The sequence below is a fragment of the Actinosynnema sp. NPDC037264 genome, from assembly GCF_055603705.1.
The window spans coordinates 1-18,764 of sequence record NZ_JBVJVK010000023.1 but is presented as its reverse complement, the minus strand read 5'-3'; the positions used below and the strand labels follow the sequence as shown (position 1 = coordinate 18,764).

Here is an 18,764-nt window from a genome sequence, read left to right as displayed (position 1 = left end):
GTTGGGTGCCTCGTGTTTTTTTGTTGTTGTCCTCCGTCTCCTAAAGGAGTGCGCTTTCTTTCCTCGGCTTTTTCTCCTCCCCTCCCCCCCCCCCCCCCCCCCCCCGCCCCCCCCCCCACACCCCCCCCCCCCCCCCCCCCCCCCCCACCCCCCCGGGTCCGGAGTGTTCGACTCTCGGGACCGGAGCGTCGACACGCGGGTCAGTCGCGGTCGGAGCCGGTGGTGGAGCGGTAGGCGGCGCGGTGGGCCACGCGGCGGCCGCCGGCGCTGAGGCGGGGCTTGCCGGTCGCGTCCAGCTCGGTGAGGAACTTGAACAGCATCCCGTGACCCTCCAGCCGCTTCAGCAGCGCCTCGGCCACCCCGTCCGGGTCGAAGTCCACAATGGACATCTGTTCCACCAGGGACGTGGCGATGGTCCTCCTGGCCCGCAACGGCACCCACCACGTCGTCACCAGCAGCAGCACCAGGCCGAACGCCAACGCCGTGCCGAGCACCGCCTCCCACCCGGTGAACCGCAGCGAGAACACCTGCACCACCGCGGCGACGAGCAGCAGCACGCTCCCGTACACCGCGGCCCACCCGGCGGTCGCGGACGCGGGCGGCTCGGCGGCCTCCGTGTCCCACACCCCGTCCACCTGCCGCCACCGGCGCAGCGAACTGCCCAGCACGTACGACGTGACCCCGCCGAACACGATCGCCACGACCGTGCCGACCACCACCAGCGCCGGGCTCAGGTCGTACAGCCGGTACCGCACCACGGCCCACACGCCGACCACGATCGCCGCCGCCACGAGCACCCGCACCAGCAGCCGGGGCTTGAGCCGGATCTTGCCCAGCACGGCCAGCGGCGTGCCCACCGGCGCGGGCAGGCTGCCGATGATCAGCAACCCCACCACGACCAGCAGCACGCCACCCACCGCCACCATGCCCGTCACGGCCTGGTCGCCCGTCTCGCCGGACGCCAACGCGTCCCTGGTCCGGTCGATCGCCACCGTCACCAGCGGGATCACCGGCGACAGCAGCACCAGGCCGTGCAGCAGCGTCCCCGACCGCAGCGCCGCGTAGCCGAACGCGGCCAGCAGCGTGCCGCCGCCGAACGCCGCCGCCGGTCCGAGCGCCCACGGCGGCAGCAGGTCGAACAGCGACAGCACCAGCAGCGCCCCGCCCAGCGCGAACCCGAGCAGCCCCAGGAACTGCGCCAACCGCCCGCCCCTGGTCAGGCCGGTGATCGTCCAGTACGGCAGCAGCGCCGCCCCGCGCAACGTCCTGGTCAGCGGTTTCGCCGTGCCCAGACCGGAGTTGTCGCTGTCGGCCACGGTGATCGCCACCGCCGCGGCCGTCGCCGCCGTCCGGATCACCTGGTCGCTGCTCGCCTCCTGCACCAGCGGCTCACGCCCGATGCCCGCCCGGTCGAACGCGGCCAGCCCCCGCACGCCCACCTCGATCCGCTCCGCGTCCGTGCGCACGGGCAGCCGGGCCAGCAGCGCGGCCTGCTCCTCCAGGAACAGCTCGCCGCGCGACCGCCGGTCCGCGCCCTCGTGCCGGTCGGCCAGGATCGCCGCGCGCAACGCGGGCAGCTCCTCGCAGATGATCCGGACGTGCAGCCCCCACGCGGCCAGCTCCGCCAGCGCCGCGCACGTCGGCGGGTGGTCGCCCTCCGGGCTCGCGTAGACCTTCCCCAGCTCGGCCTTCGCCCGCTCGACGCACGGCTCCAGCTCGTCCGGCACGCCGTCGCCGAACAGCTTCTCCACCAGCGCGTCGACCTGCGCCGCGGCCCGTTCGACGGGGTCGCCGCCCGCGCCGGTCAGCCGGTCGACGCGCAGCAGCCGCTTCGGGTCGAACACCACCTTGCACAGCATGGTCGCGCCGTCGAGCCGGCCCCAGATCCAGTCGTTGACCCGCCAGGACCGCTTGAGGAACCCGGAGAACCGGTGCAGCGACGCGCCGCCCGCCTTGTCCTCGGCGGTGATGCTGTACCCGGCGAACGCGTTGCGCGTCTGCAGGCTGATCTGGACCAGCTCGACGGCCTGGTCGAGGCCGCCGCGGGTGTCGTCGGCCAGGCACGTCGTCGCGACCTCCAGCGCCAGCACCCGTGACAGCCACAGCTCGCCCGCCACCAGGTCCGCGTCGGCCTCGGCGTCGGTGCGCGGCTCGGTCAGCAGCCGGTGCCAAGACCGCAGCTCGCCGACCCGCAGCTGCTCGGCGTCGAGCTGGTCGAGGATGTCGTGCGCGTCGCCGAGGACGCCCGCGATCCGGTCCACCTGCTCGCGCACCCGCTGCCCGACGCCGTCCGGCTCGTCCAGCATCTTCGCGGCGAACCGGTGGACTCGCCGCTCCCAGTACGCCTGGTCGAGCTCCTCGGTCCCGTCGGTGGTCCAGTGCTCGTCCAGCTCGATCCGCGCGGCGCGCAGCTTCGCCCGCACGTCGAACAGGTTCGTGCGGGCCATCGCGAGGCGCTGGGCGTCGGGCATCACCCACACCAGGCGTTTGAGCACGTCCATGGCGGCGGACGCGAGCCGTTCGGCCATCGTGATGCCCCACGGCCAGCCGTGGTCGGGCAACGCGACGGGCTGTGGCCGGGTCGGCACGTACGGCAGCTTGCTGTGGTCGGCGCGGTACTCGCGCTGCGCCGCCTCGGCCGCCGCGCGGACCCGTTCGAACGTCCAGCCGGCGGCGTTCGTGCCCGGCACCTCGAACTGGCGGGTCGTGACGTCGCGGGCGGCGTGTCGGATGCGCACGTCCTCGTAGTGGTCGTGCAGGGTCTCGGCCAGCGCGTACACCTTGTCGGTGAGCGAGCCGCCGGACGCGAGGCGGTCCAGCAGGGCGTTGCGCCCGCCGCGGCGGGAGGCGGCGTTGCGGTTGTGCTCCTCAATGCGGTCGACGTAGGTCCGCCCGCTCTGGCTGGTCAGCGCGCCGAGCAGCTTGCCGCCGGTGGCGACGGTGCTGGGCAGGGCGCCGTCGACCGGGGCCACCGGCTCCACCACCGCCTCGGGCGCGTGCGGGAAGACCAGCAGCATCACCCGCCGGACCGGGCCTTCGGCGGGCATCCGGTCGATGGCCTCCAGCGCCTCCTTGGTGGGCGTGTTGACCAGGACGCCGCCGTCGACGGCGTAGCGGGACCGGTTGTCGGTGTCGTTGGCCCAGGAGGCGACCTCGGCCATGTTGGGCTTGTCGCCGTCGGGCGCGCCGGGTGCGACCGGGATGAAGGAGGGCTCGAACGCGAACGGGAACGACGCGGACGAGCGCGCGGCCAGCGCCATGCGGCTGACCAGCGTCGGGAGCTTGTCGGCGGTGAAGTCGTCCCGGCCGCCGGGGTCGCGGCGGAACGAGAAGCTGCCCTGGTGGGAGGCCTGCACGAGGGTCTGGCCGAGGTCGTCGTGGGTGACCGTGGGCACGCCCGCGAGCAGCGTGGTCGTGATGCGCAGGTCGACCGGCCGGTCCTCCTGCGGGGTGAAGTCCGTGGTCAGCCGTTCGAGTGCTTCCCGGAGCCTCGGGAGGAAGAACTCGTCGCCGCGCAGCAGTGACGCCGGTTGGCCCCGGAACGGGGTGCGCAGCAGCTGTTCCATCCGGCCCTGCTCGGCCCACAGGTCACGCAGCCGTTCCAGCCGGGCGTTGGCATTGACCTGGGACAACGCCAACGCGGCGCCGTTGATGCCGCCGGCCGACGTGCCCGTGATGACGTCGGCGCGGGCCGTGCTGCCGACCATGTCCAGCAGGTCGGCGTACGGGCCGTCACCCCTGGTCAGCCGGTCGAGCTCGAGCACCACCCCGCCCATCCACACGGCGAGGCTCACACCCCCGTTCAGCACGACGGCGAACCGGATCTGCTCCCTGGGCACGTCCACCATCACGCCCTCCCTCCCCGCGGACCCCCGATCCTCCCGCACCCCCTACCTCGCCGACCGCCCCCACCCGTTACACCACGCGCGGGACCTGGGGGTTCGACCCGCGGGTCAGGCGTAGCCGGGGAGGGGGTCGCGCTTGATCAGCGGCAGGACCTGCTTGCGGGCGACGAACAGGCACACGGCGAACGCGATCAGAGCGCCCGCCACCGCCTGCGGCACGATGTAGGCCCGCCCGTCGAACGCCGAGCCCGTCGGAGGCAGGATGACCGCGATCACGGCGCTGGCGGTGGTGGCGAAGACCCGGAACCGACGCGCCAGCACGGCCGTGGCCAGCGGCAACGCCGCCCACAGCACGTACCACGGCTGCAGCACGGGCCCGAGCACGAGCACCGCGCCCAGCCCGGCCCCCAGCCCGTTGACGGCCTTGATCCGACCCCGGAACGCCTTCCACAGCAGCGTCGCCACGATCACCACCGACACGGCCTGCGTCACGATCCGCATCAGCACGATCACCGACTCGGTGTGGTTGCCCAGCCCGAGCAGCAGCCCGAGCCCCCCGCCCATGAACCCCATGGCGGTCGGCGGCGACATCCAGCTCTTCACCGTGCCGGCCACGTTCAGCGTCTCCACCCACCCGAACCCGAGCCCGGTGCCGACGCACGTCCCGACCATCACCACACCCGAGATGACCAGCAACAACAACGCCGCCCGCACCAGGTCGGAGAACCGCCCGCCCCACCGCCGCGCGATCAGCACGCCCAGGAAGCCGAGCGCCAGCGCGGCCGGGATCTTCACCGCCGCGCCCAACGTGATCATGGTCGCGCCCAGGACTATCCACAGCAGCTCTTCACGCGTCATCGGCGCGCCCGGGACCAGCGGCATCTTCCGCAGCGCCAACTCCAGCCCCACCAGCATCAGACCGATCGCCAGGCCCTCGTTGTGCACGCCCACGACCAGGTGGAACAGCACCAGCGGGTTCGCCGCGCCCAACCACAGGGCGCTCACCGGCGGCACGCCGAAGCGCCGGGCCAGCCGGGGCAGCGCCCACACGATCATCGCCAGCCCCAGCAGCCCCAGCAGCCGGTGCAGGAAGATGCCGGGCAGCACGCTGTCGCCGGTCACCATCGAGATGACCCGCCCGGCGGCCAGGAACAGCGGCCCGTACGGCGCGGGCGTCTCGCGCCAGATGTTCGGCACGTTCTTCGTCAGGTCGTGCTCGACGCCCAGCGCCGTGGCCGGGCCGAGCTCGTACGGGTCCTGCCCGTTGGCCGCGATCTGCGACTGCGCCAGGTAGCTGTACACGTCACGGCTGAACATGGGCAGCACGAACACCAGCGGCGTGATCCACATCAGCAGCGTGCGGTCGAGCTGGCTGCGCGACACCAGCCGGGGACGGCCCGGCCGGGCGAACCGGCCCAGCCACAGCCACGCCGACACGATGAGGAAGATGCCGGTCCACGCGACGGCCATGGACGCGCTGGGCATCCGCGGGAACAGCCCGAGCAGCGGCGTGCCCGGCAGCGGGCTGAAGATCGGCGCCGCGCCCGACCCGAGGGAGCCGACGGCCAGCAGCAGCGCGCCCACCGTGCCCCACCGGCGGATCACGTCGAGCTGTCGCCGTTCGGGCGCGTCGAGGGGTGCTGCCTCGCCGATCTCGCTCCGGTTCGCCATCACCATTCCGCCCGCCGCCACGTCCGAAGGGTAGCGACCGGCCGGGACGCGTGACTCGGGTCACCCGAGGAGGGTCGATCTTTGCGGCGGCCCGCGAAATACGCAACACTGGTGTTGTGAAAAACGCCGGGACCGACTCGACCGCTGTGCCTTCCGGGCACGACGGCCGGACCCGGCACGCCGTCGCACGGCTCCTCCTGGAGCAGGGCCCGGTGACCGCGGCCTCGGTCGCGGAGCAGCTGGGCCTGAGCCCCACGGCGGTGCGCCGGCACATCGACGCGCTGGTGGCCGACGGCGAGGCGGCCAGCAGGGAGGCCCCTCGACGGGGCCAGCGCGGCCGGGGTCGCCCGGCCAAGCTCTTCCTGCTGACCGAGCAGGGGCGGGCCCGCTTCGGGCACGCCTACGACGACCTCGCCGCCGCCGCGCTGCGGTTCCTCGCCGAACAGGGCGGGGAGGAGGCGGTACGAACCTTCGCCGAACGACGGGTGTCCGCATTCGTCGACCGGCACCGCGCGGCCATCGTGGCCCAGCCCGACGCCGCGGAGCGGGCCAAGGCCCTCGCCGTGGCGCTGACCAGGGAGGGCTACGCTGCCTCGGCGCGCCACGTGGGGGCGGGCGAGCAGCTCTGCCAGCACCTGTGCCCGGTGGCGCACGTCGCGGCGGAGTTCCCGCAGTTGTGCGAGACCGAGACGGCGGCGTTCGCCGACCTGCTCGGCACGCACGTCCAGCGCCTGGCCACCATCGCCCGCGGCGATGCCGTGTGCACGACGCACATCCCGAACACACCCCGGATCCCAGATGGAGGGGAGCCCGCATGACTGCCGCTGCCGAGCAGCGCACCACCACAGCCCCGCTCACCCAGGAAGAAACCCTGGCGAGCATCGGCAACTACGAGTTCGGCTGGTCCGACTCGGACGTGGCAGGCGCGAGCGCTCGCCGGGGCCTGAACGAGGACGTCGTTCGGGACATCTCGGCGAAGAAGAACGAGCCCGAGTGGATGCTGGAGTTCCGGCTCAAGGCGCTGCGGTTGTTCGACCGCAAGCCCATGCCGACCTGGGGCTCCGACCTGTCGGGCATCGACTTCGACAACATCAAGTACTTCGTCCGGTCGACCGAGAAGCAGGCGGCGACCTGGGACGACCTGCCCGACGAGATCAAGAACACCTACGACCGCCTCGGCATCCCGGAGGCGGAGAAGCAGCGCCTGGTCTCCGGCGTCGCGGCCCAGTACGAGTCCGAGGTCGTCTACCACAAGATCCGCGAGGACCTCGAGGAGCAGGGTGTCGTCTTCCTCGACACCGACACCGCCCTCAAGGAGCACCCGGAGCTGTTCAAGGAGTACTTCGGCTCCGTCATCCCCTCGGGTGACAACAAGTTCTCCGCGCTGAACTCCGCGGTGTGGTCGGGCGGCTCGTTCATCTACGTGCCCAAGGGCGTCCACGTCGACATCCCGCTGCAGGCCTACTTCCGGATCAACACCGAGAACATGGGCCAGTTCGAGCGCACGCTGATCATCGTCGACGAGGGCGCGTACGTGCACTACGTCGAGGGCTGCACCGCGCCGATCTACTCGTCGGACTCGCTGCACTCCGCCGTCGTGGAGATCATCGTCAAGAAGGGTGGTCGCTGCCGCTACACGACCATCCAGAACTGGTCGAACAACGTCTACAACCTGGTCACCAAGCGCGCCAAGGCCGAAGAGGGCGCGACCATGGAGTGGATCGACGGCAACATCGGCTCCAAGGTCACCATGAAGTACCCGGCCGTGTTCCTGATGGGCGAGCACGCCAAGGGCGAGGTCCTCTCGATCGCGTTCGCGGGCGAGGGCCAGCACCAGGACGCCGGCGCGAAGATGGTCCACATGGCGCCGCACACGTCGTCCACGATCGTGTCGAAGTCGGTGGCGCGCGGCGGCGGCCGCACCTCCTACCGCGGCCTCGTGCAGGTCAACAAGCGGGCGCACCACTCGAAGTCCACGGTCAAGTGCGACGCGCTGCTGGTGGACAACATCAGCCGCTCGGACACCTACCCGTACGTCGACGTCCGCGAGGACGACGTGTCGATGGGCCACGAGGCCACGGTCTCGAAGGTCTCCGAGGACCAGCTGTTCTACCTGATGTCCCGCGGTCTCAACGAGGACGAGGCCATGGCGATGATCGTGCGCGGGTTCGTCGAGCCCATCGCGCGCGAGCTGCCGATGGAGTACGCCCTCGAGCTGAACCGCCTGATCGAGCTGCAGATGGAAGGGGCCGTCGGCTGACATGGCCGTCACCACCGAAGACCAGCAACACGGCCTGACGGCCCACTCGCACGGTGCGGGTGCCCCGATCTCCTCGCGCGCGGACCACTTCACGTCGTTCGACGTGAACGCGTTCGAGGTGCCCGGCGGTCGCGAGGAGATCTGGCGCTTCACCCCCATGAAGCGCCTGGCGAACCTGCACCACGGCGCCGAGGCGACCGGCACGGCGAACGTCGAGGTCGACGCGCCCGAGGGCGTCACGGTCGAGACCGTGGCGCGCGACGACGAGCGGCTCGGCGTCGCCGGCACCCCCGGTGACCGCGTCGCCGCCCAGGCCTGGTCGTCGTTCACCGAGGCCACCGTCGTCACCCTCCCCGGTGACGCGAAGTCCGAGCCGACCACCATCACGGTGACCGGCGCGGGCGAGGGCCAGGTCGCCTACGGCCACCTGCAGGTGCACGCCAAGCAGTTCGCCGAGGCCGTCGTGGTCATCGACCACCGCGGCTCCGGCGCGTACGCCGACAACATCGAGTTCGTCGTCGGCGACGGCGCGCACCTCACCGTGGTCGCCATCCAGGACTGGGCCGACGACGCGGTGCACGTGTCGTCGCACCACGCCAAGCTGGGCCGCGACGCCTCGTTCAAGCACACCGTCATCACCCTCGGCGGCAACGTCGTCCGGCTCACGCCCGCGGTCACCTACACCGGCCGCGGCGGGGACGCCGAGCTCCTCGGCCTGTACTTCGCCGACGCCGGCCAGCACCTGGAGCACCGCACCTTCATCGACCACTCGGCGTCCAACTGCCGCAGCAACGTGGTCTACAAGGGCGCGTTGCAGGGCGAGGACGCGCACACGGTGTGGATCGGCGACGTGCTGATCCGCGCGGCGGCCGAGGGCACCGAGACCTTCGAGCTCAACCGGAACCTGGTGCTCACCGACGGCGCGCGCGCCGACTCGGTGCCCAACCTGGAGATCGAGACCGGCGAGATCGAGGGCGCGGGCCACGCCAGCGCCACCGGCCGGTTCGACGACGAGCAGCTGTTCTACCTGCAGGCCCGCGGCATCCCGGAGGACCAGGCACGACGGCTGGTCGTGCGCGGGTTCTTCCACGAGATCCTCCTGAAGATCGCCGTTCCCGAGGTGCGCGAGCGCCTGGAAGCCGCGATCGAGGCGGAGCTCGAAGCGGTGGGCGCGTGATCAGGGTGTGCTCGCTGACCGACCTCGACGACGGCAAACCCGCCGCGTTCGAGGTCGGCGACGAGTACACCCCGGTCCTGCTCGTCCGCGACGGCGGAACCGTGCACGCGCTGCGCGACCTGTGCTCGCACGCCGAAGTGGCGCTCAGCGAGGGCGAGGTGACGCGCAAGGGCGTGGAGTGCTGGCTGCACGGGTCGTGCTTCGACCTGCGCACCGGCCGCCCGTCCTCGCCGCCCGCCACCGAGCCGGTCGACGTGTTCGCCGTCGAACTCCGCGGGGACGACGTCTACGTGGACGTCACCGCGGCGGTGAACTGACCTTGGCTACGAACTGACTTTCGCTCGCAACACCAGGAGAACGAACCACCAATGGCCACTCTGGAGATCAAGGACCTGCACGTCTCGGTCAACACCGACGACGGCGCCAAGGAGATCCTCAAGGGCGTCGACCTGACCATCAAGGCGGGCGAGACCCACGCGATCATGGGCCCCAACGGCTCGGGCAAGTCCACCTTGTCCTACGCCATCGCCGGGCACCCCAAGTACGAGATCACCTCCGGCAGCGTGCTGCTGGACGGCGAGGACGTGCTGGAGATGACCGTGGACGAGCGCGCCCGCGCGGGTCTGTTCCTCGCCATGCAGTACCCGGTCGAGGTGCCCGGCGTCTCGATGTCGAACTTCCTGCGCACCGCCGCCACCGCCGTCCGCGGCGAGGCGCCGAAGCTGCGCCACTGGGTCAAGGAGGTCAAGGAGGCGATGTCCGAGCTGGAGATCGACCCGACCTTCGCGGAGCGCTCGGTCAACGAGGGCTTCTCCGGCGGCGAGAAGAAGCGCCACGAGATCCTGCAGCTCGGGCTGCTCCAGCCGAAGATCGCGATCCTCGACGAGACCGACTCCGGCCTCGACGTCGACGCGCTGCGCGTCGTGTCCGAGGGCGTGAACCGGTACAAGCGCTCCGGTGAGGTCGGCGTCATGCTGATCACGCACTACACCCGGATCCTCAAGTACATCTCGCCCGACTTCGTGCACGTGTTCGCCGGTGGCCGCATCGCCGAGTCCGGCGGTCCGGAGCTGGCCGACCAGCTCGAGGCCGAGGGTTACGTGAAGTACATCGGGAAGCCGGAAGCAGCGGGCATCGCCTGACGTTGCACCGTTCGTGAACACGTACCGAGAGGAGGCGTCGGAGCAGTGACCACCACCGTCACCCCGCTGGACGTCGCTACCGTCCGAGCGGACTTCCCGATCCTAGGACGCACCGTGCGGGAGGGAAAGCGGCTGGTCTACCTGGACTCCGGCGCCACCTCGCAACGCCCGAGGCAGGTCCTCGACGCCGAGCGCGCCTTCCTGGAGACCGCCAACGCCGCGGTGCACCGCGGGGCGCACCAACTGGCCGAAGAGGCCACGGACGCCTACGAGGGCGCGCGGCAGAAGATCGCCGACTTCGTGGGCGTCGACCAGGGCGAGATCGTGTTCACCAAGAACGCGACCGAGGGCGTGAACCTCGTCGCGTACGCGATGGGCAACGCGGCCACCGCCGGTCCCGAGGCCGAGCGGTTCCGCATCGGTCCCGGCGACGAGATCGTCGTGACCGAGATGGAGCACCACGCGAACCTCGTGCCGTGGCAGCAGCTGGCCGCGCGCACAGGCGCCACCCTGCGCTGGTTCGGCGTGACGGACGAGGGCAGGCTCGACCTGTCCGAGCTCGACTCGCTGGTCAACGAGCGGACGAAGGTCGTCGCGTTCACCCACCAGTCGAACGTGCTCGGCACCGTCAACCCGGTGCGGGTGCTCGCGGACGCGGCCCGCGCGGTGGGCGCGCTGACCGTGCTGGACGCGTGCCAGTCGGTGCCGCACGGCGCGGTGGACTTCAAGGCCCTGGGCGTGGACTTCGCGGTGTTCAGCGGCCACAAGATGCTCGGCCCGTCCGGCATCGGGGTCCTGTACGGGCGCCGTGAGCTGCTGGAGGCCCTGCCGCCGTTCCTCACCGGCGGGTCGATGATCGAGCTGGTGCACATGGCGCGGTCGACCTTCGCGCCGCCGCCCGCGCGGTTCGAGGCGGGTGTGCCCATGACGTCGCAGGCCGTGGCGCTCGGTGCCGCGGTGGACTACCTCGACGCCGTCGGCATGGACCGGATCGCCGCGCACGAGCACCAGCTCACCGAGCTGGCGCTGCGCGGCCTGGCCGAGGTGCCCGGTGTGCGGATCGTGGGTCCGACGGACGCGGTGGACCGCGGCGGCGCGGTGTCGTTCGTCATCGACGGCATCCACGCGCACGACGCCGGCCAGGTGCTCGACAGCCTGGGCGTCGCGGTGCGCGTCGGCCACCACTGCGCGTGGCCCCTGCACCGGCGGATGAACGCCGCCGCCACCGTGCGGGCCAGCTTCTACCTGTACAACACACCGGACGAGGTGACCGCCCTGGTCGACGCCGTCCGCGAGGCGCAGAAGTTCTTCGGGGTGGTCTGAGATGCAGCTGCAGCAGATGTACCAGGAGATCATCCTGGACCACTACAAGAACCCGCACGGGCGCGGCCTGCGCGACCCGTTCGACGCCGAGTCGCACCAGATCAACCCGACGTGCGGCGACGAGGTGACGTTGCGGGTGGCGCTGGACGGCGACACCGTGCGCGACGTGTCCTACGACGGGCAGGGCTGTTCCATCAGCCAGGCGTCCACCTCGGTGCTGACGGACCTGGTGGTCGGCAAGCCGTTGAGCGAGGCGTTCGAGAAGATGGACGCGTTCGTCGAGCTGATGCAGGGCCGCGGCCAGGTGGAGCCCGACGAGGACGTCCTGGAGGACGGCATCGCGTTCGCGGGAGTGGCGAAGTACCCGGCTCGCGTGAAGTGCGCGCTGCTGGGCTGGATGGCTTTCAAGGACGCGGTGGCACGCAGCGAGGGAGCGAAGGCATGACCGCCGAAGAAGACGTGGTGCGCGGCATCGAGGGCATGCCCGAGCCGCCCGCGCCGAAGGCAGACGTGGCCGCGGTGGACGACGTCGAGGAGGCCATGCGCGACGTCGTCGACCCCGAGTTGGGGATCAACGTCGTGGACCTGGGCCTGGTCTACGACATCCGGGTGGACGAGGAGAACGTCGCGCTCATCGACATGACGCTGACGTCGGCCGCGTGTCCGTTGACGGACGTCATCGAGGACCAGACGCGGTCGGCGCTGGTGGGTGGCGGTGGCGGGGCGAGCGGGATCGTCAACGACTTCCGCATCAACTGGGTGTGGATGCCGCCGTGGGGGCCGGAGAAGATCACGGATGACGGGCGTGAGCAGTTGCGCGCCCTTGGGTTCACGGTCTGACGGTCACGGCCTGATCGGCCTGACGGTCACGGTCTGACGGTCTGACGAGTGTTCGCGGTCTGACGGGTTGGTCGGCTGAGGGTTGGTCGGCGGGGGCGCGGTCCGATGGGGTCGCGGTCCGATGGGGTCGCGGTCCGGCGGTTCGCCGTCTGGCGGGGTCGGCGTTGACGGGGTCAGCGTCTGGGGCCGCGCAGTTTGAATGCTTCGCAGGGGTCCTCGCCAAGGGGACCCCTGTTTTTAGGTTACCGGCGTGGTCTGACAATTTCGGCGGGCTTGGGTCTTGCCGGGCGTCCGCAAAAGATCAAGAGCGTCCTCGCCGGACGGGCAGATCAGCAGGATGACGGGCCGGTGGGTGGTTCGGCGGCGGGTCCGTTGTGGTGCGGGTTTCGTGTCATCCCACCGACCTCCCTACGGGCTACCACACGTATCAAGGGGGCGGTTCCAGCCCATCGTTCCTGTGGGGTGGAAGGTGCCCCCTTGACACGCGCGGTAGGGCGGAGCCAGGTCGGCGGGATGACACGAAGCCCTTCTGTTGGGGGAAGGGCGTGCGGTGAACGGTGTGCTTGCTGACGATGTGGTCAGCGGACGATGTGGTCAGCGGGCGTAGACGCGTTCCACGAACTCCGCGATCTGCGACTCGTCCAGGTGACGGGCCAGGTCCGCTTCCGACACCATGCCGACCAGTCGGTGCTCCTCGATCACCGGGAGCCGGCGGATCTGGTTGTCCTCCATGGTCCGCAGCACGTGCGAAAGGTCGTCGTCCGCTTCGACCCAGTGCAGGTGACCGGACATGTCGCCGGCCCTCATCGACGCCGGGTCGCGGCCCTCGGCCACGCAGCGCAGCACGATGTCGCGATCGGTGATGATGCCGTGCAGCTTGTCGTCCTTGCCGCAGATCGGCAGCGAGCCGACGTCCAGGTCACGCATCATCCGCGCCGCGTCGAGCAGGCTCTGGTCCTCCTTGACGCACTGGACACCGGCGTTCATGATCTCCCGTGCGGTGGTCATGCCGAACCTCCTTGTTCACGTACGACCAAGCATGCGCCGGTCGGGCGCGGCCGGCACTTCGACGGAGGCGGCACCGCGGCAGCGGTCTGGACGAGTCGGTGGGGAGAGCCGGGCGTTCAAGCTGTCTGAGCGGCCAGCATGTCGACCACGTCGACGAGCGAACCGCGCCGCCGGAACGCCCGCCGCTGCCGCACGGCACCCGTGCCGTCCAACAGCAGCCGGTCGATGCCGTCGACCACCAGGTCCTCGTCCCCGGTGTCACGCAGAGCAGGCCGCGTCCAGTCCACCAGCGCCCGCACCATGTCCGCCGCCGGCACCAGCCGACCGCTGAACGGCTCGATCCCGGCGCCGTCCAACCCGTCCCGGGCCGACCGCCACAACGCCGTCCGCAACGCCAGGTCCGGCACGCGCTGAGCCCGCACACCGGCCAACGCCATCACGGCGATCGCCCGCACCAGGGCCGCCAGCACCACGGCCTCGTCCACGGTCGCCGCCACGTCGCACACCCGCAGCTCCACCGTCGGGTGCCGGTGCGACAGCCGCACGTCCCAGTAGACCATCGCCGGGTCCAACGCCGCCCCGCCCGACCGCAGCACCCGCGTGCCCCGGTGGTAGTCCTCCGCCGACTCGAACCACGGCGGCGCGCCCGCCGACGGCCACGGGCTCCACGACAGGTAGCGCCAGCTCGCGTACCCGGTGTCGCGCCCGTCCCCGAACGGCGAGTTCGCGCTGATCGCCAACAGCGCCGGCAGCCACGGCCGCAGGTGGTTGCTGATCAGCACCCCGGTGTCCTCGTCCGGTATCCCGACGTGCACGTGGCACCCGCAGATGGTCAGCCCGTCGACCAACGACCCGTACTCGGCGGCGATGGTGCGGTACCGGTCGGAATCGGTCAACGGAGGCGGGCGCAAGCCGCCGAGCACCGGCGTCCCGGTCGCCACGATGCGCGCGCCCTGCGCCTGTGCCAGCGCGGCGAGCGCCAGACGTGCCGCGAGGAGCTGCTCGCGCACCTCGGCCATGCTCCGGCACACCCGAGTGGCGCTCTCCACCTGGTAGAGCGTCATCTCGGTCTGCAGGTCGGGCCCGGGACGGGCGTCGCACAACACCTCGCCGGCCAACGGCACCAGCACCCCGGTGCTCGCGTCGACCAGCAGGAACTCCTCCTCGACCCCCACCGACAGCGGCAGGTCCGAGACGACTCGCGGAAGCGGTAGGGCGGTGACCTCGGTCACGGGGACCTCCCGACGCTGGGTAGTCCGCCTGATGCTATGAGTAACCGAACGGGCCGCACATGCGGCTTTGCGGTGAACTTCCTAACTTACCGCCAGATGCGGCCCGCCGCGCAGCACGTCGACGTGGTCGCTGCCCGGCCGCCCCAGCACCCAACTGGTGCCCCGCAACGACTTCGCGTGCTCCTTCAACGGCGCCAGCAGCCGGGACACCTCCCGGTACGACCCGACCGACCCGGCCGCGCAGATCAACGTCGCCAACGACAACGTCACCCCGCGCCCCTCGGTCTCGTACGGCACGTCCAGCACACCCGCGGAGAACGGCACGATCTCGTCCAGCCCGGCCACCACCAGGAAGTCGTCCCCGCCGACGTGCCCCACCTGCACGCCCGGGTACGACGTCGCGCCGTCGGTGAGCGCACGCCCGATGGCCCGGATCAGGTCGTCACCCGCCGCGAACCCCACCGAGTCGTTCACCCGCTTGAACGCGTCCACGTCCAGCCACCCCACCGCGAACAGCTCGCCGCCCAGGATGCGCCGGTCCACCTCGCGCGCGATCGAGTCGCTGCCCGGCAGCCGCGTCAGCGGGCTCAACGCCGCCGCCTGCTCCACCTTCATCTCGGCGACCCCGCGCACCACGTCCGCGACCCGCACCACGCCCAGGCAGCGGTCGTCGTCGTCCACGACCACCAAGTCGTCGTTGGTGCGCTCACGGTTCGCGTGCGCCACCACGTCCAGCAGCTCCAGCGCGCTGGAGTCCGCCCCGATCAGCTTCGGCCGGTCCGCCAGCCGCGCCGCCTCCCGCTTGGCGTGCAGGGCGTGCCCGAACGGACCCGTCACCGCCAGCAGGAACCGGTTGCGGTCCACCGTCCACCGCGGCCTGCCGTCGTCGTCCACGAGCACCACGCCGCTGACCGTCGGCTGGTTCGCGAGCACGTCGCGCACCTCCTCGGACGTCGCCGAGTCGGGCAGCGTGGTCGCCGGGTGCAGGAAGTCGGTGACCTTCGGCCCGACCTTGCGCCGCAGCGGCGCGGTCATCGTGCTCGTGACCGCCTCCGGGTCGTTGACCTCGCTCAACACCGCCGCGATCGTCGCGTCCACCTTCGGCCGCCGCTGCGGGCTCGCCAGCAGGTTGCCCTGCGCGAGCCGCACCCCGAGCCGGCGCAGCGCGGCCAGCTGCGCCTCGCTCTCCACGCCCTCCGCGACGACCAGTGACCCGATGTGCTCGCACAGGTGCTGCAACGCCTGGGCCAGCGCGTACCGGGAGGGGTCGGTGGGCAGCGCCACCACCACCTCGCGGTCGAGCTTGATCACGTCGGGCTGCACCTCGGTCAGCAGCGACAACGGCGAATCGCCCTCGCCCACGCCGTCCAGACCGATCCGGAACCCGTCCTCGCGCAGCCGCTCGATGCCCTTGACCAGCAGCCGGCGCGGCGCGCGCGAGTACGGCGTGCCGACCTCGACCACCAGGTCGGCCGGCGTGCGCCCGACCTCCCGCAGCGCGCCGTAGAGCGGTGCCATGAGCTCGGGCTTGTCCGCGATCGTCAACGCGAGCAGGTTGACGTGCAGCGGCACGCCGAGGCCGTGGTCGGCCGCGTGCCGGACCGCGCGGCACGCGAGCGCCACGTCGGTGTTGGCCAGGTACCCGGCGCGGAAAGCCATCCGCAGCAGGTCCTGCACGTTGCCGTCGTGCGGTCGGGCCAGCGCTTCTACCGCCACGACCCCTCCGGTGTGGAGGTTGAACAACGGCTGGAAGGCGAAGCGAACGTCATCCAGCAAGGCGGGCACGGCCCCGATCGTGCCCGGTCGATCTTCTTTTGCCGAGACCGTTAACCAGGTGTTCTCGCACTTTTGGCCGATTGCACAGGAAATACCAACCGGGCGCGCATACCCCACGACGCGGAGTCGAACAGCCGGAGCATCGCACGGGCGGTCCCGCGCAGGTCATCGTGCCCGCCGAGGTAGTCGCGTTGAAGACTGTCGGACAATTTGAAGAAGCTGTTGAAGAATTCCGGGACTTCGTCGGGCGGCAGCGCCAGCAACGCCTCCAGACCTCTCAACCGCAACCGGCGCACCGCGCGTTCCGCCGCCGAACGCGTCACCTCCCGCCCGGCCGCGATCGCGTCCGCCACCACCGGCGCGCGCCGCAACGCCGCCGCCACGCTGTACCCCGTCGCCGGGTGCACCCACCCCGCCGCCGCGCCGAACGCGCCGTCCCGCGCCCGCCCGTCCAACGTGATGCGCACCCGTTCCTCGTCCCGCGGCACCTCGATGCCGTGCCGGGCCAAGCGCGCGTGCAACCGCAGCCGAAGCTCGCGCAACGGCAGCCCCGGCCGGCGGGCCAACGACGTCTCCTCCAGCAACACCTCGTCCGCCGACACCGGGATCGCGTAGAGGAACGTCGGGTCGGCGGTCGTGGCCGCGGGAGGCCTGCGCCAGTCCATGATCAGCGCCTCGTCGGCGCCCACGAACGGCGTCGCGGCCCGTGCGGGAACCACCACGCCGACCGCCGTCTGAGCCGCCCGACCACCCGCCGTGCCGCTCGCGTCGACCACCCGTCCGGTCAGCACCCGCCCGTCGGCCAACGTCGCCGTCCCGCCGGTGTGGGCGACCACGCGCCCGGCGACCACCCGGACCTCGTCCGGGAGCCGCCGCAACCGCTCGTTGTCCAGCACGGCGTAACCCCGCGCGATCACGTGCTCCGCCGTCGTCACCGCACGGGCCCTCGACGTGCTGACCGCCACCGGCGCGTCGGCGGGCAACTCCTCCGCCCACGACGCGTAGGTCGCCCGCCAAGACCGCTCCGGGTTCGGGTCGACCAGCGTCGTGCCGAGCCCCCTGCCCGCGCACGCCCGCGCCAACGCCCGTCCCGCCGGCCCGCCACCGACGACCACCACGTCCACTAGCGCTTCTCCCGGGGCTTGGGCGGCAGCAGGTCGCCCAGCGCGAGCGGCTGGTACTGCGCCACCACGTCCGACAGTTGCGCCACCGTCCGCTCGATCGCCTCCCGCGCGGCGTTGCGCTCCGCGATCACCGCCGACAGCAGCAGCGCCGTCAACACCGCCGTCCCGTTGAACGCCTGGAGCGTCACCATGCGCACCACCAGGTCCAGATCGGCGAACGGACCCGTGCTGCGAGCCGCGCCCCGTGCCGCCAGGGTGGTCGCGATCAGCGCGCACGGCGCCGTGCCCAGGTGCTGGAACCGCAGCGCCGCCCAGATCAGGAACGGGAACACCAGGTACATCAGCCGCAGGTCGTGCGTCGACGCCACGGTCATGACGACCGCCGTGCTCACCAGCAACGCGGCGGCCTCCAGCCACCGGCGCACGGGGTGGTCGCGCAGTCGGAGGGAGCGGAACGCCAGGACGATCGGCACGAACACCAGCACGCCCAGCGCGTCACCGGTCCACCACACCGTCCACGTCGACCAGAACAGCGCGGCGTCGATCACACCGGTCACCAACAACGTGCCCGCGCCGATCGTCGCGCTGACCGCCATGCCCACGAGCCCGCCCAACAGCACGAGCGCGAGCGCGTCACGCGTGCGGTCCATCTCCTGCCGGAAGCCCACCTTCCTGAGCATGAGGTAGGCGACCACAGGGCCGACGGTGTTGCCCGTGGTGATGAGCGCCGTGGCGCCGAGGTCGGTGAGGGGCGAGTTGGCCGCGAACGCGCCCAGCGCGATGCCCGGCCACATCCTCAGCCCGCCGAGCAACAGCGCGAGCACGGCCACACCGGTCGGCGGCCACAACGGCGTCACCTGGTCGTTGACCAACGCCTGGAGAAGGCCGACCTCGGCGCCCGCGTAGTAGCAAGCCGCGACCACGACGACGTGGAACGCGTACCGGCCGAGCCGAGGCGAGAGCTGCACGGGCCCAGCATCCACCGTCTCCGGAGGACGCACCACGCCTAGCTGCGGAGATGGCGCAACCGACCCCCCGATTTGTCTCCGCGTGGGCCGGGGTGTAACTTTCTCTCTGCCAGCGCGGAACGGGCCGGAGAGAGACCGGAACGGAGTGCTGCGAGAACAAGCCCCCGGGACTGAATCAGCAGCACAGCGTGCTGCCTCGGCTCCGGACGGTAGAACAAAGTGAATGCTGAGCGAGTTTGTCGCGGAGCCGAGAAGCCGAAACCGGCCGATTTGACACCGCGAAAACGAACGAGCTAAGGTTCAACCACAGCAAGCGAAACACCGGAAACACAAAGCCCCGGAATGAACCGCGGTAAGACGCGGGACGTGATGGTGAGCGCGTGTTCTTTGAGAACTCA

The 18,764-nt window shown here is 71.2% G+C and carries 15 protein-coding genes; 8 read left to right on the top strand and 7 right to left on the bottom strand.

Annotated elements, in window-relative coordinates; genetic code table 11:
* Positions 1-200 precede the first annotated feature (200 nt).
* Positions 201-3,848, bottom strand: a complete 3,648-nt coding sequence (locus ACZ7GX_RS24235; RefSeq protein ID WP_498779746.1) for a patatin-like protein — start codon at positions 3,846-3,848, stop codon at positions 201-203.
* 105 nt (positions 3,849-3,953) lie between these two features.
* Positions 3,954-5,522: a polyprenol phosphomannose-dependent alpha 1,6 mannosyltransferase MptB gene (mptB, locus tag ACZ7GX_RS24230; RefSeq protein ID WP_498779883.1), complete on the bottom strand. Its 1,569-nt coding sequence runs from the start codon at positions 5,520-5,522 to the stop codon at positions 3,954-3,956.
* A gap of 110 nt (positions 5,523-5,632) precedes the next feature.
* On the opposite strand from mptB, the gene ACZ7GX_RS24225 reads away from it, so the two are divergent.
* The 8 genes from ACZ7GX_RS24225 to ACZ7GX_RS24190 are packed head-to-tail and all read left to right on the top strand — an operon-like array spanning position 5,633 to position 12,258.
* Positions 5,633-6,334, top strand: a complete 702-nt coding sequence (locus ACZ7GX_RS24225; protein WP_230569125.1) for a helix-turn-helix transcriptional regulator — start codon at positions 5,633-5,635, stop codon at positions 6,332-6,334.
* On the top strand, positions 6,331-7,776 hold the full coding sequence (gene sufB / locus ACZ7GX_RS24220) for a Fe-S cluster assembly protein SufB (RefSeq protein ID WP_498779743.1): 1,446 nt from the start codon (positions 6,331-6,333) through the stop codon (positions 7,774-7,776). Before ACZ7GX_RS24225 ends, sufB begins: the two co-directional genes overlap by 4 nt.
* Before the next feature lies 1 nt (position 7,777).
* Entirely contained in the window at positions 7,778-8,953 is a 1,176-nt protein-coding gene (sufD, locus tag ACZ7GX_RS24215) for a Fe-S cluster assembly protein SufD (protein ID WP_498779741.1), read from the top strand.
* The gene (locus tag ACZ7GX_RS24210; protein WP_230569122.1) at positions 8,950-9,270 is read left to right on the top strand and encodes a non-heme iron oxygenase ferredoxin subunit; all 321 of its coding nucleotides are present in this window, start codon (positions 8,950-8,952) and stop codon (positions 9,268-9,270) included. Before sufD ends, ACZ7GX_RS24210 begins: the two co-directional genes overlap by 4 nt.
* Positions 9,271-9,321: 51 nt before the next feature.
* Complete coding sequence (sufC, locus tag ACZ7GX_RS24205) at positions 9,322-10,095, top strand: Fe-S cluster assembly ATPase SufC (RefSeq protein WP_498779738.1); 774 nt, start codon at positions 9,322-9,324, stop codon at positions 10,093-10,095.
* 45 nt (positions 10,096-10,140) lie between these two features.
* Positions 10,141-11,418: a cysteine desulfurase gene (locus tag ACZ7GX_RS24200; RefSeq protein WP_498779737.1), complete on the top strand. Its 1,278-nt coding sequence runs from the start codon at positions 10,141-10,143 to the stop codon at positions 11,416-11,418.
* Between the two features lies 1 nt (position 11,419).
* Positions 11,420-11,863 carry a Fe-S cluster assembly sulfur transfer protein SufU gene (sufU, locus tag ACZ7GX_RS24195; RefSeq protein ID WP_498779735.1) on the top strand — a complete coding sequence of 148 codons (444 nt, stop codon included), beginning with the start codon at positions 11,420-11,422 and terminating at the stop codon, positions 11,861-11,863.
* A complete protein-coding gene (locus ACZ7GX_RS24190) occupies positions 11,860-12,258 on the top strand; it encodes a metal-sulfur cluster assembly factor (RefSeq protein ID WP_230569118.1) in 399 nt (132 codons plus the stop codon). The genes sufU and ACZ7GX_RS24190 overlap by 4 nt, the downstream gene beginning before the upstream one ends.
* A gap of 594 nt (positions 12,259-12,852) precedes the next feature.
* On the opposite strand, the gene ACZ7GX_RS24185 is transcribed toward ACZ7GX_RS24190, so the two are convergent.
* The 5 genes from ACZ7GX_RS24185 to ACZ7GX_RS24165 all read right to left on the bottom strand — a co-directional run bounded on the left by ACZ7GX_RS24185 (position 12,853) and on the right by ACZ7GX_RS24165 (position 18,366).
* On the bottom strand, positions 12,853-13,266 hold the full coding sequence (locus tag ACZ7GX_RS24185) for a CBS domain-containing protein (protein WP_498779733.1): 414 nt from the start codon (positions 13,264-13,266) through the stop codon (positions 12,853-12,855).
* Between the two features lie 116 nt (positions 13,267-13,382).
* Positions 13,383-14,498: a carboxylate-amine ligase gene (locus tag ACZ7GX_RS24180; RefSeq protein ID WP_498779730.1), complete on the bottom strand. Its 1,116-nt coding sequence runs from the start codon at positions 14,496-14,498 to the stop codon at positions 13,383-13,385.
* 81 nt (positions 14,499-14,579) lie between these two features.
* A complete protein-coding gene (locus tag ACZ7GX_RS24175; protein WP_498779728.1) occupies positions 14,580-16,283 on the bottom strand; it encodes an EAL domain-containing protein in 1,704 nt (567 codons plus the stop codon).
* Positions 16,284-16,324: 41 nt separating this feature from the next.
* Positions 16,325-17,398, bottom strand: a complete 1,074-nt coding sequence (locus tag ACZ7GX_RS24170; protein WP_498779727.1) for a lycopene cyclase family protein — start codon at positions 17,396-17,398, stop codon at positions 16,325-16,327.
* Complete coding sequence (locus ACZ7GX_RS24165) at positions 17,398-18,366, bottom strand: MASE1 domain-containing protein (RefSeq protein ID WP_498779726.1); 969 nt, start codon at positions 18,364-18,366, stop codon at positions 17,398-17,400. Before ACZ7GX_RS24165 ends, ACZ7GX_RS24170 begins: the two co-directional genes overlap by 1 nt.
* Between the last annotated feature and the right edge of the window lie 398 nt (positions 18,367-18,764).

Coding starts and splice junctions, on each gene's coding strand:
- mptB (WP_498779883.1), bottom strand. CDS start 5,522: ATGGTGATGGCGAACCGGAGCGAGATCGGCGAGGCAGCACCCCTCGAC.
- ACZ7GX_RS24235 (WP_498779746.1), bottom strand. CDS start 3,848: ATGGTGGACGTGCCCAGGGAGCAGATCCGGTTCGCCGTCGTGCTGAAC.
- sufC (WP_498779738.1), top strand. CDS start 9,322: ATGGCCACTCTGGAGATCAAGGACCTGCACGTCTCGGTCAACACCGAC.
- ACZ7GX_RS24185 (WP_498779733.1), bottom strand. CDS start 13,266: ATGACCACCGCACGGGAGATCATGAACGCCGGTGTCCAGTGCGTCAAG.
- ACZ7GX_RS24190 (WP_230569118.1), top strand. CDS start 11,860: ATGACCGCCGAAGAAGACGTGGTGCGCGGCATCGAGGGCATGCCCGAG.
- sufD (WP_498779741.1), top strand. CDS start 7,778: ATGGCCGTCACCACCGAAGACCAGCAACACGGCCTGACGGCCCACTCG.
- sufU (WP_498779735.1), top strand. CDS start 11,420: ATGCAGCTGCAGCAGATGTACCAGGAGATCATCCTGGACCACTACAAG.
- sufB (WP_498779743.1), top strand. CDS start 6,331: ATGACTGCCGCTGCCGAGCAGCGCACCACCACAGCCCCGCTCACCCAG.